The sequence below is a fragment of the Enterobacter sp. T1-1 genome, assembly GCF_000710795.1.
GTDB classification, from domain to species: Bacteria; Pseudomonadota; Gammaproteobacteria; order Enterobacterales; family Enterobacteriaceae; genus Enterobacter; species Enterobacter cloacae.
In genome coordinates this window covers 49,348-70,354 of record NZ_JALW01000004.1, presented here as the reverse complement: position 1 = coordinate 70,354, position 21,007 = coordinate 49,348, and the positions used below count along the sequence as shown (strand labels likewise).

The 21,007-nt window shown below is 55.0% G+C and carries 22 protein-coding genes; 7 read left to right on the top strand and 15 right to left on the bottom strand.

Going from position 1 to position 21,007, the window contains the following annotated elements; all coding sequences use genetic code 11:
- Window positions 1-3 precede the first annotated feature (3 nt).
- Window positions 4-528: a lipocalin family protein gene (locus tag AK59_RS0101770; RefSeq protein WP_029881878.1), complete on the bottom strand. Its 525-nt coding sequence runs from the start codon at window positions 526-528 to the stop codon at window positions 4-6.
- Window positions 529-645: 117 nt separating this feature from the next.
- Here AK59_RS0101770 and AK59_RS0101765 point away from each other — a divergent pair, with 117 nt between their 5' ends.
- The 5 genes from AK59_RS0101765 (at window position 646) to AK59_RS0101745 (ending at window position 5,024) form a co-directional block, all read left to right on the top strand.
- Window positions 646-1,371, top strand: a complete 726-nt coding sequence (locus AK59_RS0101765) for a MerR family transcriptional regulator (RefSeq protein ID WP_020686466.1) — start codon at window positions 646-648, stop codon at window positions 1,369-1,371.
- 99 nt (window positions 1,372-1,470) lie between these two features.
- Entirely contained in the window at window positions 1,471-1,881 is a 411-nt protein-coding gene (gene uraH / locus AK59_RS0101760; protein WP_013094857.1) for a hydroxyisourate hydrolase, read from the top strand.
- A gap of 102 nt (window positions 1,882-1,983) precedes the next feature.
- Entirely contained in the window at window positions 1,984-2,943 is a 960-nt protein-coding gene (locus AK59_RS0101755) for a YbgA family protein (RefSeq protein ID WP_029881877.1), read from the top strand.
- 145 nt (window positions 2,944-3,088) lie between these two features.
- Window positions 3,089-4,177 (top strand): AAA family ATPase, encoded by a 1,089-nt coding sequence (locus AK59_RS0101750; RefSeq protein WP_029881876.1) that lies wholly within the window; start codon window positions 3,089-3,091, stop codon window positions 4,175-4,177.
- A 115-nt stretch (window positions 4,178-4,292) separates the two neighbouring features.
- Entirely contained in the window at window positions 4,293-5,024 is a 732-nt protein-coding gene (locus AK59_RS0101745; protein ID WP_013094853.1) for a carbonic anhydrase, read from the top strand.
- Window positions 5,025-5,084: 60 nt separating this feature from the next.
- Here AK59_RS0101745 and AK59_RS0101740 read toward each other — a convergent pair whose 3' ends face one another.
- The 14 genes from AK59_RS0101740 to AK59_RS0101675 form a co-directional block, all read right to left on the bottom strand.
- The gene (locus tag AK59_RS0101740; protein WP_029881875.1) at window positions 5,085-6,062 is read right to left on the bottom strand and encodes a GlxA family transcriptional regulator; all 978 of its coding nucleotides are present in this window, start codon (window positions 6,060-6,062) and stop codon (window positions 5,085-5,087) included.
- Between the two features lie 25 nt (window positions 6,063-6,087).
- Window positions 6,088-6,867, bottom strand: coding sequence for an MBL fold metallo-hydrolase (locus AK59_RS0101735; RefSeq protein ID WP_029881874.1), 780 nt, complete (start codon window positions 6,865-6,867; stop codon window positions 6,088-6,090).
- Window positions 6,868-6,956: 89 nt separating this feature from the next.
- On the bottom strand, window positions 6,957-8,207 hold the full coding sequence (locus AK59_RS0101730; protein WP_013094850.1) for an HlyD family secretion protein: 1,251 nt from the start codon (window positions 8,205-8,207) through the stop codon (window positions 6,957-6,959).
- 6 nt (window positions 8,208-8,213) lie between these two features.
- Window positions 8,214-8,963 carry a hypothetical protein gene (locus AK59_RS0101725; RefSeq protein ID WP_014830094.1) on the bottom strand — a complete coding sequence of 250 codons (750 nt, stop codon included), beginning with the start codon at window positions 8,961-8,963 and terminating at the stop codon, window positions 8,214-8,216.
- The gene (locus AK59_RS0101720) at window positions 8,960-11,056 is read right to left on the bottom strand and encodes a peptidase domain-containing ABC transporter (protein WP_020686461.1); all 2,097 of its coding nucleotides are present in this window, start codon (window positions 11,054-11,056) and stop codon (window positions 8,960-8,962) included. The genes AK59_RS0101725 and AK59_RS0101720 overlap by 4 nt, the downstream gene beginning before the upstream one ends.
- A 64-nt stretch (window positions 11,057-11,120) precedes the next feature.
- Window positions 11,121-11,306 (bottom strand): hypothetical protein, encoded by a 186-nt coding sequence (locus AK59_RS0101715; protein ID WP_013094847.1) that lies wholly within the window; start codon window positions 11,304-11,306, stop codon window positions 11,121-11,123.
- Window positions 11,307-11,328: 22 nt separating this feature from the next.
- The gene (locus AK59_RS0101710) at window positions 11,329-11,523 is read right to left on the bottom strand and encodes a hypothetical protein (RefSeq protein WP_013094846.1); all 195 of its coding nucleotides are present in this window, start codon (window positions 11,521-11,523) and stop codon (window positions 11,329-11,331) included.
- 72 nt (window positions 11,524-11,595) lie between these two features.
- The gene (locus AK59_RS0101705; protein WP_013094845.1) at window positions 11,596-12,249 is read right to left on the bottom strand and encodes a hypothetical protein; all 654 of its coding nucleotides are present in this window, start codon (window positions 12,247-12,249) and stop codon (window positions 11,596-11,598) included.
- 6 nt (window positions 12,250-12,255) lie between these two features.
- On the bottom strand, window positions 12,256-13,854 hold the full coding sequence (locus AK59_RS0101700) for a hypothetical protein (protein ID WP_029881873.1): 1,599 nt from the start codon (window positions 13,852-13,854) through the stop codon (window positions 12,256-12,258).
- On the bottom strand, window positions 13,832-16,426 hold the full coding sequence (locus AK59_RS0101695; protein ID WP_029881872.1) for a CS1-pili formation C-terminal domain-containing protein: 2,595 nt from the start codon (window positions 16,424-16,426) through the stop codon (window positions 13,832-13,834). Before AK59_RS0101695 ends, AK59_RS0101700 begins: the two co-directional genes overlap by 23 nt.
- A gap of 6 nt (window positions 16,427-16,432) precedes the next feature.
- Entirely contained in the window at window positions 16,433-17,110 is a 678-nt protein-coding gene (locus AK59_RS0101690) for a fimbria/pilus periplasmic chaperone (RefSeq protein WP_020686458.1), read from the bottom strand.
- Between the two features lie 45 nt (window positions 17,111-17,155).
- The gene (locus AK59_RS0101685) at window positions 17,156-17,779 is read right to left on the bottom strand and encodes a common pilus major fimbrillin subunit EcpA (protein WP_013094841.1); all 624 of its coding nucleotides are present in this window, start codon (window positions 17,777-17,779) and stop codon (window positions 17,156-17,158) included.
- Window positions 17,780-18,008: 229 nt separating this feature from the next.
- Window positions 18,009-18,494: a hypothetical protein gene (locus AK59_RS0101680; RefSeq protein ID WP_013094840.1), complete on the bottom strand. Its 486-nt coding sequence runs from the start codon at window positions 18,492-18,494 to the stop codon at window positions 18,009-18,011.
- Between the two features lie 4 nt (window positions 18,495-18,498).
- The gene (locus AK59_RS0101675) at window positions 18,499-19,299 is read right to left on the bottom strand and encodes a winged helix-turn-helix domain-containing protein (protein WP_023620608.1); all 801 of its coding nucleotides are present in this window, start codon (window positions 19,297-19,299) and stop codon (window positions 18,499-18,501) included.
- Between the two features lie 374 nt (window positions 19,300-19,673).
- On the opposite strand from AK59_RS0101675, the gene AK59_RS0101670 reads away from it, so the two are divergent.
- Complete coding sequence (locus AK59_RS0101670; protein ID WP_013094838.1) at window positions 19,674-20,258, top strand: fimbrial protein; 585 nt, start codon at window positions 19,674-19,676, stop codon at window positions 20,256-20,258.
- Window positions 20,259-20,310: 52 nt separating this feature from the next.
- Complete coding sequence (locus tag AK59_RS0101665; protein WP_029881871.1) at window positions 20,311-21,003, top strand: fimbrial biogenesis chaperone; 693 nt, start codon at window positions 20,311-20,313, stop codon at window positions 21,001-21,003.
- Window positions 21,004-21,007 lie beyond the last annotated feature (4 nt).

The window sequence follows — 21,007 nt, the reverse complement described above, 5'->3', positions numbered from 1 at the left end:
GGGTTAATGTTTTACCCACACCAGCTGATCGACCCGGAAGCCCAGACTGCGCGCGGTGTTCAGGTAATCCTGCTTCACCGCGTCCGGCACGGTTGGCGTGCGCGACAAAATCCACAGGTAGTCGCGGTTCGGGCCGCTGACCAGCGCGTACTGGTACTTATCATCCAGCTTGATGACGTTATAGCCGCCGTAGAACGGGCCGAAGAACGAAACCTTCAGCGCGGCGGTGGTTGGCGCGCCGGTAAAGTACGCTTTGCCTTCACTCTCGTTCCATTTGTTCTTCACCGGGTCGTAACCCCGGTTAAGCACGCTGATTCCGCCATCGCTCCGTTGGCCGTAGGTGGCCGTCACCTGCTCCAGCCCGCGTTCAAAGCGGTTCTCCAGGCGGGCGACTTCATACCACTTGCCGAGATAGCGGCTGGCATCAAAACCGGAAATAGGCTGCACGCCTTTCGGCGGCGTGGGGGATTTACAGGCTACAAGGGTCAGCGCAATGGCAACCCCGGTGACAACAGGCCATAGCTTCATGAGAATTCCTTTCATTTGCACGGTTGGATGTTAAGTGTAGTGCACCCTTTCGGCGCTTCATCCCGTTCTGAAAAATTCGTAGTATATTGAGAGTATTCCTCCACTCTGGACATGGACATGGCTTACTCCATCGGCGAATTCGCCAGACTTAGCGGCATCACCGCCACCACGCTGCGGGCGTGGCAGCGTCGTTATGGTTTACTCAAGCCACAGCGCACGGAGGGCGGCCACCGCCAGTACAGCGATGAAGACGTTCAGCAGGCGCTGAAAATCCTCGACTGGGTGAAAAAAGGCGTGCCCATTGGCCAGGTAAAACCCCTGCTTGAGCGCCCTGTACCCCGCCGGACCAACAACTGGCAAACGCTACAGCAGAACATGCTGGAACGCCTGCAGGGGGGCAAAATCGAGTCCCTGCGCCAGATGATTTACGACGCGGGCCGCGAATACCCCAGACCTGAGCTGGTGACCAACGTGCTGCGTCCGCTGCGCAGCCAGGTGTCCGCCAACGTCGCCGCCGCCATGACTCTGCGCGCGATCCTCGACGGCATCCTCATCGCCTACACCTCGTTTTGCCTCGAAGGCGATAAAAAAGCGCCGGGCGATAACATTCTGCTCAGCGGCTGGTATCTGAACGACCCGTGTGAAATCTGGCTCGAAGCCTTGTCGCGGACCGGTCAGGGTCACCGCATCGACGTATTACCCACGCCCCCTGCCACGCTGGCACCGGAGATATTTCCCGATCGCAAATGGCTGCTGGTCACCAGCGGTAAACTGACCGCCGCGCGGAAAAAACAGGTGGCGCAGTGGCAGCAGCAGCTTTCCCTTGAGGTCATTATCCTCTAATGATTTTCTCCTGCGGGAATCTTCACGAAAAGTTGAATATTTTTCCGCGCCGCAGATGCTAACGTTTTCCTGTGACTGACAACTTCACAGGAAAACAACATGAAAAAAACTGCCCCTCTGCTGATCCTGGCCTCCATGGCTTTTGCCCCTGCCGCCTTCAGTGCCCCTGCCGGCACGCTGAGCGTACACGTTCTCGACCAGCAAACCGGCATGCCACCTTCGGATGTCACCGTTACCCTGGAAAAGCAGCAGCAGGACAAATGGATCCCGGTTGCCAGCGGCAAAACCGACCATGACGGACGTATCAAATCGCTCTATCCCCAGGAACAGGACATGCAGCCTGGCGTGTATAAAGTGACCTTCAAAACCGCAGACTATTTCCACGCTAAAAAGCTGGAGACATTCTTCCCGGAAGTACCGGTGCTGTTTACCGTCACCCGGACCAACGAGAAACTGCACATTCCACTTCTGCTGAGTCAGTACGGTTATTCAACCTACAAGGGCAGTTAAAAACTATTGATTTTAAAAGGCAATAAAAAATACCTCCGCCAATACTTGGACAAATAAGCAAGATTGTGTAAGTTTTAAGTATTGGCTCTGGAGGAACATACCATGACAACGAAACCTGTGCTGGGTATTAGCGGCTGCTTGACCGGGTCCGCCGTTCGCTTTGACGGCGGGCATAAGCGTATGGGTTTCGTCATGGATGAGCTGGCCCAGTGGGTGAATTTCCGACCCGTTTGCCCCGAAATGGCCATCGGCTTGCCCACACCACGCCCTGCGCTGCGTTTGATCATGACGACCGGCGGTGACACGCAGATGCGTTTTAGCCATCCGCCGCATGATGATGTCACGCAGAAAATGGCCGACTTTACGGCCAGTTATCTGCCAAAGATCGGCGATCTCGCCGGGTTTATCGTCTGTGCAAAATCCCCCAGCTGTGGCATGGAACGCGTGCGCGTGTACGATGAAAACGGCAACCGGGGCCGCAAGGAGGGCGTCGGGCTGTTCACCGCCGCGCTCCTTGAAACCTGGCCGTGGCTGCCCGTAGAAGAGGATGGCCGTCTGCACGACCCGGTGCTGCGGGAAAACTTCGTCGAGCGCGTTTTTGCGCTGCACGAATTGAACACGCTGCGTAAAAACGGCCTGACGCGCCGCGCGCTGCTGGATTTTCACAGCCGCTACAAACTGCAGCTGCTGGCACACCATCAGGCGGGTTACCGTGAGATTGGCCCATTTGTCGCCTCGCTGCATGAATGGGACGATCTGGACGCGTTCTTCGAGGCGTACCGCGAAAAACTGATGACCATCCTGAAAAAGCCCGCCTCGCGGAAAAATCACACCAACGTGCTGATGCATATTCAGGGCTATTTTCGCAATCAGCTTAACAGCCGCCAGCGGGGTGAGCTTCGTGACGTGATCCTGCATTACCGCGAAGGGCTTCTGCCCATTCTTGCGCCGATCACGCTGCTAAAACATTACCTGGCCGAATACCCGGATCAGTATCTGATGACGCAAAACTACTTTGATCCCTATCCTGATGATTTGGGTCTGCGTCTGGCCGTTAAATAATCAATAAGGCGAAGGCCCCCATTGACCCTCAGGGGCCCGAAGCAGTAGCCCGTTTAGACGACATCCTCACTGTCGTCTCTTTTTTGCATTTCGCCTGAAAGGCTGTAAATATATACAGGTTATAACGCAAAAAAGGGATCGGCCTGTGATTAACACCCTGCACATTCAAAACTACCGCTCAATTCGCGATATGTCGCTGGAGCTGGAACAACTCAACATTGTCTTCGGCCCGAATGGCACCGGAAAATCAAATATTTACAAGGCGATCCACCTGATGCACAGCGCCGCGCAGGGGCAGTTTTCTCAGGCTCTGGCGAATGAAGGCGGGATTTTGAAAGTGTTCTGGGCGGGTAAAACCCGCATCGACCAGCTGCGACGGATGAACCTGGCGGTAGAAACCGAAACCTACGAATACGAGCTGCAGGTAGGCTTTGTTGAGAAGCTGCCCTATCCCTCGCAGTTTCAGCTCGATCCGGTGATCAAGGAAGAGTCGCTCTGGCTGAGCGGGCAGCACCGCCGCCCGTCGGCACAGCTGATGAAGCGCAGAAATCAGGCGGTTTTCCTGAATAACGTCCACCACGAGAAAGTGACCCACAGCGGCACGCTGTACGAGAACGAATCGGTGTTCGGACAGCTCGGCGAACCGCACCTTTACCCGGAAGTGTCGCAGATGCGCGAGTCCCTGCGTAACTGGCGCTTTTATCATGAGTTTTCCGTTGCAAGCGGCTCCATGATGCGTGCCCCGCAGGTGGGTTTCCGCTCTCCGGTGCTGGCGAGCGATGGCGCCAACCTCGCGGCGGCGTTTCAGACCATTGTCGAGATTGGCGATGAACTGCTGCTGATGCGCATTCTTGATCAGGCTTTCCCCGGCTGCGTGTTTTACAGCGACAACACCGGCGGACGTTTTCGCATGATGATGCAGCGCGAGGGCTTAAGCCGCCCGCTGGAACCGGCGGAGTTTTCTGACGGCACGCTGCGCTTTTTATGCCTGGCGGTGGCATTGTTAAGCCCGCGCCCACCGGCGTTTATCGCCCTCAACGAACCGGAAAACAGCCTGCATCCGCAGATGCTGCCCGCGCTGGCAAGCCTGATTGCCGAAGCCAGTCGCTACTCGCAGATCTGGCTCACCAGCCACTCGCCGGAGCTGGCGACATTGATTGAGAAGCACCGATCGTTTTCGCTGTATCAGCTGTCAATGACGGAGGGAGAGACGAAGATGGAGAAGCTGGGGTAAGAAGGGGCTTTCATTTTCTTTAACGCAAATAACCACAATATAAGACGGGTCTTTTGGAAAAGAGTACAATGCCATCAGTATTTTAACGCGCATTTCTTATTCTGAGAGACACAACATGAAACACATTCTGACCGCATCCTTATTCGCCTTATCTGCCTCTGTCTTTGCGGGGTCTGCACCACACTGGACGTATGAAGGCAAGAGTGGTCCGGAAAACTGGGGCGAGCTCAGCGACGAGTTTGCCACCTGCAAGACCGGGAAATTCCAGTCACCCATCGATATCCGTAACGCCTATAACGCCACGCTGCCGCCGCTGGAGATGAATTTCCATACCGCCGCCGAAAAGCTGGTGAACAACGGCCATACCCTGCAGGTGACCGCCAGCGACGAAGATGAATTCCGTCTGGACGATCAGATCTTTACCCTGCGCCAGTACCATTTCCACACCCCGAGCGAAAACCGGATCAACGGCAAATCCTTCCCGCTGGAAGCGCACTTTGTTCATGCCAGCAAAGAGGGCGACGTCGCGGTGCTTGCCGTTATGTTTGAGGTCGGCCCGGAAAACAGCGCACTCAACCCGCTGCTGGCGCGCCTTCCGAAGGAAAAGGACCACGAAATCTCGATTGATAAACACCTCGATCTTCGTCCGCTGTTCCCGGCTGACCTGCACTATTATCGCTTCAGCGGCTCGCTGACCACCCCACCGTGCACCGAAGGGCTGCGCTGGCTGGTGATGAAAAACACCGTCACCCTGTCAGAAAAGCAGCTGGAGATGTTTAAGCAAGCGCTTGAGCACAGCAATAACCGTCCGCTTCAGCCGCTGAATGGCCGCGTGATTGTTCAGTAAGGTGTTGTGAGTTAAAAGCATCCGCAGGCCGGGTCTCCCGGCCTAAAAGACGGTGTTACTTCATGTCGCATCATGCCTGGCTACAGACGGCTGAATACGAAACGTCTTGCGCCACTCCGTCGGGCTGACGCCAAAACGCGCCTTAAACTGTTGTCGCCAGGTCACCGCAGAGTTAAACCCCACCAGCTCGGCCACGCGTTCAACCGGCATATTGCCGGCTTCCAGCAAGATCTGGCTGCGCCGCAGGCGCTCGGCGGTGAGCCAGTCGGCCACGGTCATGCCGGTGGCGTTGACAAAATGGCGGGTCAGCGTGCGGCGGCTCATCGAGACCACCTTCGCCAGCGAGTCGAGATTATGCGGCTCGGTAATGTGTTGCTGCAGGTAGTCGATCAGGCAGTTAATCCGCGCGTCGCGGGTGTCCTTCGGCACCGGCTGGGCAATAAACTGCGCCTGACCGCCTTCGCGGTGCGGCGGCACAATCATCCGACGGGCGATCTGGTTGGCAACCACGCTGCCAAAGCGCTGACGGATGATATACAGGCAGCAGTCCAGCGCGGCGGCGGTCCCGGCGGAGGTAATAATATTGTCGTCATCCACATAGAGGGCGTTGATATCAAGCTGGACGCGCGGAAAAAGCGACTGGAAGTGATGTTCAAACTCCCAGTGGGTGGCCGCGCGCTTGCCGTCGAGAATGCCCGCATACGCCAGCACAAACGACCCCAGACACAGCCCGACGATTTCCGCGCCGTTGTTTCTTGCCTGCACCAGGCTGTCGAGCAGCGCCTGAGGCGGGCGATCCAGCACGTGCTGCCAGTAGGGCACCACCACAATATCCGCCTGCGCGATGGCTGAAAAATCCTGCGTCGCGTTGAGGGCAAAACCCTCTTTAGAGGTGAGAACGCCGGGTTTTTCGGCGCAGATCATCACGTTAAAGCGCTTTTCGCCGGAGACCGCGTCGCCAAACAGAATACAGGGAACGGAGTAGTGGAACGGGCTAAACCCGTCCACCGCGACAATCGCGACGTTGATAAGTGGCATCTGTCTCTCCTTCCCTTTTTGGTGCTCAGAATATAACGGTTTCGCCGTCCTGGGGAATGCTCACCGCATCACCGATCTGGTTCGCTTCCACGTATTCCCGCAGCGCGCGGCGGCTCAGCAGGCAGTGGTTAATGGCTTCCATGTGGACCGCCACAATTTTTGCCTGCGGCAGCAGGAAGTGAACGTTGAGCAGATCCTGTACCCCCATAATGATGGGCCCGAAACCGATCACATGCGCGTATCCGGCATTAAGCACCACCACATCCGGCTGGTGTTTTTGCAGATCGGCCGCCACCGCATCACGCCAGACGGTATCGCCCGCGATGTAGAGCGTTTTCTCGTCGGGGTGGCGCAGAACCACACCGCAGGCTTCGCCCAGACGCTCTGCCAGCTCCGGCACCGCGTACGCGCGATCGGTACCATGCTGGCCGCCGTGGGTTTTCGCGATGCGGATATCACCGAAGGTGGTCTCGTCGGTCATAACCGTCAGGTTATGAAAACCCTGGCTTCGCAGCAGCGCGGCATCACGATCGTTTTGCACATAGATCGGTTTGTCTTTGGCGATCAGTTCCACCGCCGCGCGATCCCAGTGATCGTCATGGGTGTGGGTGACGATCACCGCATCGGCGTCCAGCAGCGTGCTGACGTCAACGGGCAGTTCAACCATTGGGTTACGGATCTCGGCCCGCGCCGTGCCGGGGAAACCGGGATAAGCGTCTTTTGCGGCCAGCATCGGGTCGATCAAAAAGCGTTTACCGGCATACGTGATCAGTTGGGTAGCATTGCGAATATGAGTGATGTTCATGGGCTATTCTCCTGTGCGTGTGATAAGGAGAATAGCCCGCGACCCGGCGTTAGCCTGTGGGCTAATGGGCGATGAACGATGAAATCGGGTCAATCGATAAACCGTTTACGCACCCGCTCCAGCGGCGCAATCAGCAGATTGATAAGCGGTTTGCGATCGATAACGATATCGGCGTTAACCGTCATCCCGCCCATCAGCAGACGCTTTTTGTTGTCCGGATCGGTAAACCAGGAAGGCACCCGCACCTTGGCAAGATAGTAGTTCTGCCCCTCCTGGAGCGGGATAAGCGCCGAATGCGCATCAATATTCACCTCGTAGAAATCAGACAGGGTGGCCTCCACCGAGCCATATTTATCCACCGGCCAGGAGTCAAAGCGCAGCTTCACCTTATCCCCTTTCGCCACCCGGCCCACGCCCGTGGCTGGCACATAGAGGTACCCCTCCATCGACGCGGCGGTGTTTTTACGGATCACCACCACCACCTCGCTGTTTTGCGTAATGGCCCGGCCCGGCGGGAAGTTGATCGCCACCACGTAGCCATCGGCAGGCGCCAGCATGGCCATCGTAGAGCTACCCCGGCTGGAAAGGTTGCGGTCAATTTCGCTGATCCGGTTTTTCACGTACAGCAGCTCCTGGCTCAGGGAGTCGATTTGCGACTGAGTGCTGTCGGTCAGGCTGGTTTTGCGCGCCTCCAGATCGAGGATACTGCTCTCCTCCAGCGTCAGGTTAAGCTGCGCGTTGAGCACGTCGTTGTGGCTTTTATCCAGATCGACCTTCGACACATAGCCTTTCCCGGATATCGCTTTCCACGCCTCATAGGTATCGGTGCTGTTTTTGAGCAACGCACGCAGCTTTTTCACTTTGTCGCGGGATACCACAATCTGCCGGTCGGCAATATCCAGCTGCTGCGCCAGGTTTTTCCGGTACGTAGCGATAGAATCTTCAATGGTCTGCACGCGCTGCTCGCTGCGCTTTTTCTCCGCCTCCATCTGCTGGCGATCGAACTGCACCACCGAGCCCTGCTTGCCGCCGTAGTCCTGCGACACGGTAAAAAGCGGGTCATTCTCTTTCACGTACTGGCCTGGACGTACGGCAAAATCCACGATGGTGCCGGACTCTCTGGCACGCACTTCCACATCCCCCTGGGCCGGGATCAGCACCCCGCGCGCCAGCGTGGTTTCCGAAAAGTTAAAGACGATCGAAAAGACCAGCAGACAGAGAAAAAAGGAGATAAACAGCGTTAACACGCCTTTCAGCCGCGGGGCGTTGATCTCGTAGCTCTTTGAAAAATGGTGCGGGATCAGCGCCCGACGTTGTCGGTTTCGGTTTCTTAATTTCACGACATGTCATCCATGATAAATCACTGAAAGATCGTCCCATGCACTCCAGAGCGTGGGGGTTTTACGCAACGCGTTCAGCGTGGCGGTGGCGGCCTGACGGTACTCCGCAGGGGCATAGGTCTGGCTCTCCAGCGCAAATTCCGCCGAGTGCAGCGAACAGCCGGGCAGTAGCGTACGAATCACGTATCCGTAGCGCGTTAAAAAGCGCGTCGACACGTCCGTTAACCACGCTTTCTGGTCGCCCGCCTGGGTCATGAACAGCGGCGCATCCGGGAGGCGCTCATCCACCAGCAGCACGGTCACCAGCCGGTGCGGGGCGAAAAACGCCCCTGCCCGCCGCTCCTCGTGCGCCGCCATCAGCTTGTGCAGCGCGGGAAGGCGGGTAACAAACTGAAAGCGCACGTCGTCTGGCGCGGTGGCGAGCAGCGCATCCGCGATCAGGCCAAATCCGGCCCAGCGCATGCCCAGCAGCAGGGTGCGGGGCTGAGAATAGAAATCCTGCTCGCGGGTAAATGCCGCCACCCGGGCGTGGAGATCGAAACGCACGTTGCGCCGCCACAGCGCGGGCGGGAAGATCTGCTCGACAAAATGAAAGCCGCTCATCTCCAGGGCGTTCTGGCGCAAAAAATCGGGTGGGACGTCAGCCTCCGGGCAGCGCATAAACTGGCTGTAGTTTTGCGTGATCCGGCTTGCGAGCAGCGTGCGTCCGGCCTGCCGGGCGCAAAGTCGGGCGTAGAGACGGGGCAGAAACATCATTGCTCACTCTCCCGCAGCGTGCCGTTTTCCATGGTGTAGAGCCGTCCGTGACAGCCCACCACCTCCGGCGAGTGGGTGACAAACACCAGACCAATCCCCAGGCCACGCAGGTTCGCCAGCACCTTCTGCGCCGTGGTTTTATCGAGGTTTGCCGTCACTTCATCGCACAGCAGCAGCTTCGGCTGGCTGTACAGGGCGCGCGCCAGCACCAGACGCTGCATCTCGCCGGCGGAGAAAAAGGTATTTCCCGGCAGCAGCTCCGTTTCGTATCCGTGCGGCAGACGCGCAACCACGTGGTCAATCTCCGCCAGGCGGCAGGCAGCAATCACCCGCTCCTTGTCCGGCGCGCTATCAAAGCAGGAAAGGTTATCCAGAATGGAGCCGGTAAAGAGAATATCGTCCGCATGCACAATGCGAATATGCTGGCGCAGAGAGGAGAGATCGCACTCGGTGATCGGGATCGCATTGATCCGCAAACTGCCCGATGTGGAGAGCAACATCCCGGAGATCAGACGCAGCAGTGTGGTTTTCCCGGAGCCGCTCTGGCCGACAATCACCGCCTCTTCGCCCTGCTTGAGCGTCATGTTGATGTGCTGCAGGGTCGCCTCACGTCCCGGATAAGCAAAAGAGACATCCTCAAAGGCCAGACTGACGGGTGAAGTCACAATCTTCCGGCCAAACTGGCTGGCTTCAGAGGGGGCAAACAGCAGGTCGCCCACGCGATCCAGCGGCCCTTTCAGCGCATTTTTGTCCAGCAGCTTTTGCGCCACCTGTACCATCGCGTCGGAGAAATAGCGTTTGTAGCTGATGTAGGCGTAGAGCATCCCGATACTCATCTGCCCTTCCAGGATAAGCCACGCGCCGAAGCAGACCACCAGCAGTTGCTCGGCGTTGATCACCAGCAGCGAGGCAACATCAAAGCGGGCCAGCAGGCGCTCTTTGCGCATCAGCCCGGCGATGTGCTCACGCTGGGATTTATCCATCACCGCGTCCCGGGCCTGCTCCATGTTGTTAGCCTTCAGGGTGATGATCCCCTTCTGCGTCTCCACCAGCAGCGATTCATACTTTGCGGTGCGCTCGATGGAGTCGTCCACCGCGCGCTGGTAAGGGCCGATCAGCGAAAAGCGGATCAGGAAGAACACCCCCATCAGCAGCATCGTCAGCACGGCGATTTTCACGTTATACAGCAGCATAAACAGCAGGCTGGTGAAGGCGATCAAGCTGGAAAAGAGGATCTGCACATAGCCATTGCTGATGAACTCCGCACAGGCATGCAGCGATTTTTCAATCGCCAGCACAATGCCCGGCGGACGGCTGCGGAACCAGCCGGTCTGGGTACGCAGCATATAGCGGCGAACCGACTGGCTGAGGTCGTCATAGGCGATGTTACGCATCAGGATCTCAAGCAGTTGCTTGAGGAACTTACCTATGACTTCAAAAATAAAGACGATAGCGAAAATGGCGGTGAGTAAGATCACCAGATCGTTGTCGTTGCGCGAGATGGCCTCATCCATGATCAGCTGCACGTAAGTGGGGCTGGCCAGCATGGTGATGAGGGTAAAAATCGAGAGCACAAACAGCAGCACCTGCCGCTGAAACAAGCTCGGGGATTTATTGGCCAGCCGCCCCAGCGTGAGCGTCTCGTCAGGGGATTTTTTGTCGAAGCGCGGCGTCGGCTTCAGCTCCAGCACGTAGCCGGAAAAGAGTTTTTGCGCCTCCTTGAGGCTGTAGCGACGCACGCCGCTGGCCGGGTCGTGGACCGTTACGCTGCGCCCGTCAACCTTCACGATCACCACGAAATGATTGCCGCGCCAGAAGGCGATGAGCGGCAGTTCGGCACTTTCAATTTCAGTGATTTCGCCCTTGAGCACCCGGCCCGTCATATTTTTATCGCTGGCGAGGGTCATGAGTTCCGCCATCGAGGTGCCCGCGTCGGCAGAGACGGTAAGCTCCCTGCGCAGCTGGCTGACGGAGACGTGGTGTTCATAGTGCCCCAGCACCATCGCCAGGCAGGCCAGCCCACATTCGGTATATTCATGCTGGCGAATAACGGGTGTCTTACCCTTTTTTTTATACTGAAAAAGCGAAAACATAATTATCCGTGGCTGAAATAAAAAAATGGCCCGGCAAAGCGGGCCATAAGCATAGGTCGATAACTTATGCGCTGAAGAAGCCGCCGATGAAGCCGCCCACCAGGCCAAACACACCACCGATGGTGCCGCCCAGCGCGCCTAACATCTGGCTGCCTGCGTTATAGCCTGCGCTCGCGCCCTGAAGGGCAGCAGCAAACGGATCCCAGCCACCGATGATGGCCTGTGCTTTTTTGAAATCGATAACTTGCATGATTGTCTTCCTGTTCGTTGAATTAGTTGTAGCTGCCAACCAGCGCACCCAGGAAGCCCATTGCGCCACCCAGAATTCCGCCAACCACGCCGCCTACCATGCCCATGATGCTTGCACCGGTGTCATAACCCAGCTGTGCACCTTTAACGAGGCCAGCGAATGGGTTTAATGCACCACCGATAATATCTTTCGCTTCTACGAATGAAATCGCTTTCATTTTATTCTCCTGTAGTTGTAAATCTTCAGCTTGCGCCAAAGGATAATTTCCTTTTATGAAGGAAAGCGGTTGTTACGGGCAGCGCGTAAGCGGGATGATTTTATTTCCATAAATAATCATCCGCCTTGCGGGCTGCGCGTAATTATCTATTTCCAGCCGTTGACCCGGTGGAAGATATTTTGAGTCATTATATTGTGAGCTACATCCCTGAGAAGAGACATATTTAAACCAGGTATTCCCGGTATTACTCACCACCCCGTTACTAAACGTATAATCAAAATGCCTTGTCCATGGTCGGACAATTAAAATAGCCTCAAGCGAAACCACCACATCCGACTGAATGCGTTGGCCTTTGCTCATCACAACCCGCGCCTGAAGCGGCGTCTCGGTGAATTTAACGCGATAATAGCGTTCTTTGCTGTCGTGCGGGCCGGTATAATAAAACTTAAATCCGGCCCGCTCGCCGCTCTCCAGAGTTAACTGTTTTGGCGAGAACATCACCTCGCCATCTTTTATTTCAGTCTCTTTCCCGTGTTCTTTTGGGACATCAACCTGAATAAGCGAAACAGTATAATTCTGTCGTACGCTGGTATCGTTTTTTATTGGCTGAAAAACAACTTCTTTTTCAGGTAGAAAATCAATATTTAGATTTTCAATAATTAAAGCATTTGCGCTTGCGGAAATGAAGCAATTTATTGCGAAAATAGCCAGGAATTTTCCAGTCATACACGTTTAATTCCAGGATGCACTGACATCAATTCGACCCTGAGCCGTCACTTCACCAAACCACGTATTACCGTCATAGGTGGTTTTCGATACCGGGTTGTTCATCACAAACTGCAATACCAGCGGGGTTTTCCACAGCCACATGTCCGTCACGCCTGAGCTTATCTTGTCCCACTCTTCCGCATGGGTGGCGGGTGCGGGAATGGACAGCGCCTCGCCTTTGCAGTTATGCGCCTTCAGCGTTTGGCTTTTGCCCAGCAGCACGTTACCGGGGACAGGCACCGTGAAGCCGTTACCGCTAAAGGCACAGTAGTCCACGCCGTTCAGACTCTGCGTCGGCCCGGTGACCTTCACCGTGACCGCAATCGCGGCATCTTTTTGCGCGCCGCTGTAGGTAATGGTGTAGGGGATCTCTATCGGCCCCTCGCCAATCGTGCCTTTCCCGGAACCGCCCAGGCCGTTAGGGTCGAGCGCGTAATCCGGGTTATCCGGCACGATCGCAAGGCCTGGCTGGATAGGGTCAATCACCAGCCCGCCCCCCGGCTGGAAGCAGAAATCCGCCGCCAGCGAGCTGTTACCCGGCGTCAGGCACAGGCTGACGATATTGCCGATGTTGTTGCCATCCCCCGCCTGCGCCACGCTCAAAATCAGCGCCTTCGGGAGGAAGATTTTCAGGTACGCCTTGCCGCCGTTTTTTTGCGGCGCCGCGAGGAAGGTATTCGCCAGAACGCGCGTGTCGCTCAGGATGCCGCCGGAGATGCTGTACCAGTTGCTCTCATCGAAGGTGATTTCCGCCGCCAGCCCCGTCCCCCCGTTCATGTGCGATTGCAGCACGCCGTTCACGCGGGACGAGGTCAGCGCCAGCCCCGGGTTGTAGCCGGTGATATCTTCCCCGACAAAGGTGTATTCCAGTAGTTCGCAAAGCACACCCGACACCGTATTGCGGGTGTATTTAGTACACGTTGCCCCGGTTGAACCATCCACAATGGTCACCTCGCCGCTGATCGGGTCAATGCCCAGATCCAGCGCCCGCGAGTTGGTCATGGTCAATGTGCCGACCTTATGCAGCGTGTTGGTGGTGGTGACCTTGCCGATAGAGGAGATCTGCGGCGTGGAGGTAATCGTCACCTCGTTGCCAGGTGCAGCATTGAGCAGATAATCAAAGAACGGATCCCCCAGCACCCAGCGGCCATAAGCGGTGCCCGGCTCAATGACCGGCGGTTTCACCACCATGGACGTGTCGGAATAGCTGGTCGTCGCGGTATAGCCCGTGGTACCACAGCTTGACGAACACGCGGTGCCCTTAAAGAACGGCGAGGCGCTGGAGCCTGTGACGCTGAAGTTGATGGTCAGCGGGCTGCCTGCCGGGCCGTTAAAACTGTTGTCCGGAATATAGGTGGCAATCCCGTTGTTGGTTTTGGCACTCAGGGTGGGCCACTCCCGCGAGCCGTGTAAAAACGAGGTGGAGGTGCTGTTCAGACTGAACAGCGCCGCCGTGTTGCCCGTCCCGTTGTTGTCCGGGTTGTTGATCGCGAAATAGGGCATCTGCTGCGCCTGCGCCGCCGCGCTTATCAGCAGCAGATTAAGAGCGAATATCTTTTTCATCGTCACGTTCCCGTGTTCCTTTTGTTTCCTGCCAGACAAAATCGCCTTTATCGCAGGAGATGTCCCCAAGCCACAGCGCGCCACGGTTGGACGCAATATCCAGACGCACCTCGCAGACGCTGTCGTCCGGCGTGGCAATGCTGAGCACCGGATTGTTCTTGTCCACGTCAATCACGAAGCGACCGTCGTTTTCGGTGCGGGTCAGACCCACGTGGTTTTTGATTTGCGTGGCGCTCACCGGATTACCGTTGGCATCAACAAGGCGGCCAAACAGGGTGACGATTTTTTTCACCTGCGGCTTCATCACCACCGTGTTCCCCGGGTAAACCGTGATATGACGACGGGCGTTTGCGCCAATGTCATAGCTTTCGGTGCCGGTTTCACTGTTCATGACCTCCAGGTCATAGGCCTGATAGGCCGGTAACGACAGCCAGGTTTTATCGCCCTTGATGCGCTCCGTGCGGCCGTTGAGCTTCAGCGTGAGCGACTCGTCGGACTTAAGCCCGGTACTGACGATCACCCCTGCGCTGTGGGTGCCTTTACCGGCTGCAACCGCCTCTTTCGACCAGCCCACGCTGCCGTCGCTGGTCAGCGTGGAGTTCCAGCCTTTGCTGGTGCCGCTCTGCACGCTCAGAATGTTGCTGTTCCACGGCGTGTCGAAGCTCACGCTGCCCCCGCCGCTCACGGTGCGATCCTGGTTGCTGCTGAAAGCTCGTGAAACGTTGGCGGTAACCGACTTCAGGTAATCTCCTTCGAACTGGCGGCTGGCACTGACGTTAAGCGCCGTGCCGGTATCGCGGTTATGGGAAACGCCCACCGAGACGGTGTTACCCAGCGGGATCGAGAAATCGAGCATCACGTAGCGGTCTTTCTCTTCGTAATAGCCTTCGTATTTATTGCGCGACATCCCCACCCGCAGGCGCGCCGTACCATAACGACCGGCATACAGCCCCTGGGAGTAGTCAACCTGATAGCGTTTATAGCGGTATACGTCGTCTTCCTGTCGCATCAGGCTCAGGTTGCCGGCGGACGGCAGGCCAAACGACGGCAGGCTGAACGATGCCCCCCACGTGTTGCCTTTGTTTTCATAGATATCAAGGAACTTGCCGCTGGAGAGCTGCTCATGCGAGTACCAGACCGAACCGATATTCCACGGCAGGCTGACGTTAGCCCCGTAGTTGGCGCGGTACGTTCCGTCAGAGGCGGCCATCGTCTGGGTATTCACCGAGAAGTACCCGGTCAGGTTCAGGGAGGCCCACAGTTCACTGACCACGTGTTCGCGCATCATATAGCCGGAGGCGTTCCAGTCGACCATCCCGCTGCGCTTGCTGAAGGAGGCGCCGACCAGCGACATGGTGTCTTTATGTTTGGTGTCGTAATCGTAGTAGTAGCTGTTGTCCTGCTCGTTTTTCCGTTTGGCGTACTTCTTATAGTTGACGACGGATTTGTCGCGGCTATAAATCCCGCCCCACGTCTGCCAGCGCAGCGATTCCGACACGTTGTTAGTGAAAGGTTTGTTCACGGTGTACATGCTCCGTGACACGGTGCGGCTGCCGCTGACCACCTCGACTTCCACGCTGTAAATCCCGTAGGGCAGCGCGCTGGTGTCGATTTCGTGGTTACCCACGTCAAAGCGCTGAATACCAATAAGCTGGCCGTCACGACGAATGCGGGCTTCTCCGGCGGTCGGGAAATAGACCACGATCGGTGTCAGGGAGAGGGTATTGTCCCGCTTACGCGAGTTGGCCTGGTTCCCCACGGAGACGCCGTACACCTCTCCGCCGGAGATCCCGCTGACGCTGGCGAGAGACTGCATCGCCCAGCCGTTCAACATCCCGGCGGCGTAGCGCATGCCCTGATAGTCACGTTCCCACATCACCGCGTTCATCTGGGTGTCGCTGCTGTTCTCGTTAACGTAGCCCGAGCCATCGACCAGCAGGTGATCGACCCCCATCGAGACCCAGCTTTTGGCGTTGAGATAGCCGGAGGACCAGCTGTCGCCGTAGCCGCTCTCGGTGTGATACGCCCCCAGGTTATAGGAGAGCGTGCCGCTCAGATCGTCTGATTCAGGGGCATCGATATCCACCTCACGCGGACGAATATTGACCCCGTAGTCACGTTGGGAGAGGTTCAGCAGCAGGCGCATTTTTTTCTGATCCAGCTCGAACGCCGACCCGGCGCTCACCGGAATACGCATATGGTCGTCAAACTGCTTGCCGTTGATGCTTTGCAGCAGCGTCCGCATCTCTTTTGACAGGCGAATACCGTTGTCTGACTCCTGGACCTGGACATCGCGCAGCCCGAGCTGCCGGTCTTCTGCGTAGATCGTTACGTCGCCAATACGGACATACTCGCTCACGTCACCGGTGCTGCCCGCCTGTTGCGCTGTACCCGGGCGGGTATTGACCAGATAAACGGGGATTTTGATCCCCTGCTCCAGCAGGGCATAGAGCGAGTCGGGAAAACGGTAATTAGCGATAACCACGGAGCTGGAGGCCGCATGCGCATACGCGGGCAAGAGGCCGGATGTGCACGCCATCATCACCGGCAACACTAATTTATTTTTCACCATGCATCCTTACTTAACAGGAATGAACTGTTTCAGGTCCCAAATTCCGAGATGAAAATGGCTGTCCGTTACGTTGATATCGTCGATCGCGCGGGAGGTGCCCGGCATCAGGTAAAAGTTTTTGACGCACGGCGTGGTCGGCGATTCCGGGTTGGGTTTCAGGCAAGTTCCGCTCGCGTTCACGCGAAACGCGGTATTGCCCTTATTGGTGATCTTCCCGGCCACGTAGACGAAATCGACGTTCTTCTTCCGGGGCTGGACCACCAGAATGGTGCTCACCACGGCGCGGGTCATCCCTTTGCCATTCTTTTGCGTGCCGTTGTCGAGATCTTCGCTGACCCCTTCATCAATGAAGGTAATGCGGTAATAGCGCTCCCGATCGTCGGCCTTACCGTGATAGTAAAATTTGACGATATTGCTGGTTCCGGCGGGCATGACCATGCGCGTGGGCGTCAGCAGCAGCTCGTCGGTTTGCTCTGGATTAATCACCACGCCTTCATCCATCGGGCTGCTGATACGCTGGGCGCTGATGGAAATAATGCGCACGCTGTCCGCTTCGTTTTTTAATTCCTTGGCGGTGGAATCCGCATCGGCAGGAATAATGGTGGTGACTTTGCCAACATTAATCGCCAGCGCGGAGGAGGAAATAAATAATAAAGAGAAGAAGATGGGTTTGAGGCTAAACATGATATTTCCCTAAACAGGGGCTTACGCCCCTGTAACTGTCAGCTCTTAGCCCCAGGTTGCGCGGAACGCAACGGAGACAGTACCTTCCCACAGGCTGTTGGTCAGGTCTTTGAACTCTTTCGCCGCACCGGTGCTGTCCTGTGCAGAATCGACGTAGAACACAAACTTGTCCTGGCCGGTCACTTCGGTGTTTGCCGTCGCGCCTGCGCTGGTAGTCAGGTTCCACAGGCCAGAAGAGACGCCGGTGTTGTTTGAAGAGTCAACCAGGGTAGTCCATGCCGTTGACTTCGTACCCACTGTGCCACCGATGGAGCCCAGATCGGTCCCGCCAAAGCGCGCGCCCACTTTCAGTTTGGTTGCTTCGCCGCCAACGCTGAACAGGGTGTTGTCAGAGTCATCAACGATAGCTTCCAGTTTGAAGCTGGTTGCAGAAGAGTGATCGCCACGAATAGCCACATCAAACAGACCGGTGTCGGTGTTAAAGGCTTTCGTGTTTGCGCTATAAACGAAGTTCAGTGCGCGTGTTGGGGTGACAACCAGATCGGAATCGCTGTCTTTCGTTGCAGAAGCTTGCCAGGTTGCAGAAGCGGTAGTTTCCGCTGCATGAGCAACGCTCAGGGCAGAAAGAGACAGCAGTGAGCCCAGAACGATAGCGTTCAGTTTATTCATTTATTTAGTCCTTCAAAAAAGAATCCAGATGTTTAAAAAAGGGGAGCCCCTTTTTCGGGGCGAAGTATAGTCACCCGAAAAATAACGAGGCAATACAGAAAATTTCATTCCCTTTAAAGCAAAAGATGAAAAATATCTGCCTGCTTTTGCATCTTGTTGTTACATAATGAATAAAATTGAGACTTTTTGATGAATAGATAAACATCTATTCTGGTTATTCTGCAGAATATCAGGATGTGGGTACAGCCACGCACATCATTATTGGTAATACCAGCCCTTTAATTAGCCAGGCATGACCTTTAACCCGGGTAACATAAAAGAAGTCGATACTGTCCATTAGCAGCTCATTGACAATTCCATCCGGGGCAATGTCATCATCAGATTTCTGCAGTTTTTTTCCTTTAATATAGTAAATATCACTGCCAGCAACTTTCTCAACGTTAAGGACATAGTTTCGGTCAATCAAATAGCGTTTGTCGCCGCGGGTGAATACCCCTTTATGGATCACCGTGACAATATCGCTGCCATTAAACAGAAACAGCGTAGTTAACGACAGGGCGGTCGACTCTCCCGTGGAATAGTTTTTCCTGGAAACCGTATCAGACTGACAGCCAAATCCCACTTCCTGAGTTCTTTTCGGGTAAAGCACGGCAATGACGATAACGGAAAGCAGCAGTACCACGCCCAATAATATACCCATCTGTCTCTTCGACATGATCTTAACTCCCTGTCAGGCTTCTGTAAGAGATACAATTTTTATAGCTATCGGCGCCATCCTGCAGATAACAGACGGCCAAAAAATCATTTTCCAGCTGTGATTTTTTAAATTTTGAATAATAGGCATCAGCAGCCTGATGTTCGCAGTCGATATGTTGACGGGCGATCGCCTCTTTAGCGCGGTTAAGATAGACCTGCAGCGGCTGATACATGTTCTTATCGATAAGATAAACCGTACAGCGGTCAATTTTGCCCAGCCGATAGATATCGGACTCCTTCGGACGATCGGCGACGCGCATATTTTGATAGAACAGCAGCGCGGCAATACCCATTATTGCCACCAGCGCCATCACGAACAGGGTGGTAAAGCCGCTGTCCCGACGACGCAAACCTTCAGGCGGGTCTCGCTGCTGCGTCACAATATCGACGGTTTCCGCCACCATTTTTTCCGGAGCGGCCACGGGCGGCCTGACAGTGTGATGTTCAATATGCGCGGCCAGACTAAAACCTTTTCCACGAATGGTCTTAATCAGTAGCGGGTCACGTCCTAAACTCCGAAAAGCTTTTCTAATTTCACTTATGGCAACATTAAGACTGACCGAGGAGCCGGAAAAACCCCGGTCTTCCCAGACTTTCTTAATCAGGTCGTCTCTGTCGAGGGTTTTACCATTATTAATGATGAGTTCATATAACAAACGTGCCGCCTGATTTGATAACTTAATGGAAGATTCCTCTTCTCCATTTATCATGATCACACCGGAGTCCACTTCATAAAGCATTGCGAGATCAATAAGATACTTCATATGATTGTTACACCACTGTTATAAATGACTGTATTTCCCTCGCAATAATAGGTCTAAAGAGGGTGTGGTCAAGTCATCAAATATTATTTGAGCACGCCGCATAGAAAACTTCATAAATTAACAATTATTAATTCATTAATTAAGACCTTCGAATGAAGGCATTTAGGTTATAATCCTTAAAAGAACGTTATAGCAAGATTATAATCTCATTATTTTGATCTTAACGGAATAATGTTTTGTTATGTATCTTTTTGATGCAACATAATATCGTCAAGGCTCGTACTCAGGTCGCGATGCGCGTAAGCCTGTCACAGTGTGTTGCGCAGCCGGGAAACATTCTTTCTTTGATAAAACAAAATATTATGGAGTTTATCATGTTCAAAACGATCATGACCGTATCTGTGCTTGGCGCAGCCATTGCCTCTACTCACGCCATTGCCGCAGATAACTCAGCGGGTGGCGTAATTAACTTTACCGGTGCTATTACCGATACCACCTGTACGATTAATGGCGGGAAAAGCGCGGATATGACCGTCGCCCTCTCCCCCATTTCGGTTAAGGATGCCGGAACAACGGTTGGCCTGATTACAAAAAATAAAAAATCCATTTCGTTAACCTTTTCTGGCTGTACGCCAGCAGCAGGTACGACCGGTACGCCGCTGAAAGTGTATTTCTCCAGCGCCGATAATATTTCTACCGACGGCAAATACCTGCTAAATAACAGCGTTAATGAAAACGACGCCAGCGTGGCGCGTAATGTCGGTTTCGCCTTAGTTGAACCAGGTAAATCTACGCCGGTTACGCTGAACCAGGCTTATACCACCAGCATTATGGGTACCTCAGCGGCGCCAGATTCAGAAACGCTGACGCTGGACGTTTATTACTATAAAACCAACGCCGCTGCTGCAACGGTCGGTGCGTTGAGCTCTAACGTGACCTACACCATTTCCTACCTGTAATTTCAGTTAATCAGGCTTCGTCCCGGCGAAGCCTGTATTTAAGGTTACCAATATGCGTAAGATTATTATGCTGGCATCTCTGCTGCTCAGCGCGGGCAACGCATGGGCCAATATTGTGATTAATGGCACGCGTGTTCTTTATCCTGAGAATAACAAAGAGGTCATTGTTCAGTTAATCAATACGGGTGATGCCCCTGCGCTGGTGCAATCCTGGATTGATGACGGCGATATTAACTCCACCCCGGAAACGGCAAACGTTCCTTTTCTGTTATCGCCACCGGTGGTGAAGGTCAGCGAACATAATGGTCAGCAATTGCGGATAAAAAAGTTGCCTGCGAATTTACCGGGCGATCGCGAATCGGTCTTTTTCCTGAACGTGCTCGACATTCCGCCAAAGCCGGAAAATATACAAAACCAGAATACCGTTCAGCTGGCGATTAAATCACGCATCAAAATGTTTTATCGCCCGGCCTCGTTAGCCGGCACGCTGGATAACGCAACGGGGAAACTGACGCTGATTGCCAGCGGTAAACAGTTCCGCATCGTTAATGACAGCCCTTTCCATATTACGGTTGCCAATATTTCCGAGGGCAAAACCAAATTACTGCAGGAATCACCGATGGTCGCGCCATTTGGTCAACTCACCGTCGCAACAAAAAACGCGGTGAAACGCGGCCAAACCTACCAGCTGATGTATGTGGATGATTTGGGTGCGTATAAAACCCGCACGCTCACCAGCCAGTGATCGG

What these genes read in the sequence shown, in the direction of transcription:
- AK59_RS0101670 (WP_013094838.1), top strand. Translation starts at nt 19,674, where the DNA reads ATGTTCAAAACGATCATGACCGTATCTGTGCTTGGCGCAGCCATTGCC.
- AK59_RS0101665 (WP_029881871.1), top strand. Translation starts at nt 20,311, where the DNA reads ATGCGTAAGATTATTATGCTGGCATCTCTGCTGCTCAGCGCGGGCAAC.
- AK59_RS0101755 (WP_029881877.1), top strand. Translation starts at nt 1,984, where the DNA reads ATGACAACGAAACCTGTGCTGGGTATTAGCGGCTGCTTGACCGGGTCC.
- AK59_RS0101710 (WP_013094846.1), bottom strand. Translation starts at nt 11,523, where the DNA reads ATGAAAGCGATTTCATTCGTAGAAGCGAAAGATATTATCGGTGGTGCA.
- AK59_RS0101740 (WP_029881875.1), bottom strand. Translation starts at nt 6,062, where the DNA reads ATGCCACTTATCAACGTCGCGATTGTCGCGGTGGACGGGTTTAGCCCG.
- AK59_RS0101705 (WP_013094845.1), bottom strand. Translation starts at nt 12,249, where the DNA reads ATGACTGGAAAATTCCTGGCTATTTTCGCAATAAATTGCTTCATTTCC.
- AK59_RS0101720 (WP_020686461.1), bottom strand. Translation starts at nt 11,056, where the DNA reads ATGTTTTCGCTTTTTCAGTATAAAAAAAAGGGTAAGACACCCGTTATT.
- AK59_RS0101680 (WP_013094840.1), bottom strand. Translation starts at nt 18,494, where the DNA reads ATGTCGAAGAGACAGATGGGTATATTATTGGGCGTGGTACTGCTGCTT.
- uraH (WP_013094857.1), top strand. Translation starts at nt 1,471, where the DNA reads ATGAAAAAAACTGCCCCTCTGCTGATCCTGGCCTCCATGGCTTTTGCC.
- AK59_RS0101725 (WP_014830094.1), bottom strand. Translation starts at nt 8,963, where the DNA reads ATGATGTTTCTGCCCCGTCTCTACGCCCGACTTTGCGCCCGGCAGGCC.
- AK59_RS0101690 (WP_020686458.1), bottom strand. Translation starts at nt 17,110, where the DNA reads ATGTTTAGCCTCAAACCCATCTTCTTCTCTTTATTATTTATTTCCTCC.
- AK59_RS0101700 (WP_029881873.1), bottom strand. Translation starts at nt 13,854, where the DNA reads ATGAAAAAGATATTCGCTCTTAATCTGCTGCTGATAAGCGCGGCGGCG.
- AK59_RS0101765 (WP_020686466.1), top strand. Translation starts at nt 646, where the DNA reads ATGGCTTACTCCATCGGCGAATTCGCCAGACTTAGCGGCATCACCGCC.
- AK59_RS0101770 (WP_029881878.1), bottom strand. Translation starts at nt 528, where the DNA reads ATGAAGCTATGGCCTGTTGTCACCGGGGTTGCCATTGCGCTGACCCTT.
- AK59_RS0101735 (WP_029881874.1), bottom strand. Translation starts at nt 6,867, where the DNA reads ATGAACATCACTCATATTCGCAATGCTACCCAACTGATCACGTATGCC.
- AK59_RS0101745 (WP_013094853.1), top strand. Translation starts at nt 4,293, where the DNA reads ATGAAACACATTCTGACCGCATCCTTATTCGCCTTATCTGCCTCTGTC.
- AK59_RS0101695 (WP_029881872.1), bottom strand. Translation starts at nt 16,426, where the DNA reads ATGGTGAAAAATAAATTAGTGTTGCCGGTGATGATGGCGTGCACATCC.
- AK59_RS0101685 (WP_013094841.1), bottom strand. Translation starts at nt 17,779, where the DNA reads ATGAATAAACTGAACGCTATCGTTCTGGGCTCACTGCTGTCTCTTTCT.
- AK59_RS0101715 (WP_013094847.1), bottom strand. Translation starts at nt 11,306, where the DNA reads ATGCAAGTTATCGATTTCAAAAAAGCACAGGCCATCATCGGTGGCTGG.
- AK59_RS0101675 (WP_023620608.1), bottom strand. Translation starts at nt 19,299, where the DNA reads ATGAAGTATCTTATTGATCTCGCAATGCTTTATGAAGTGGACTCCGGT.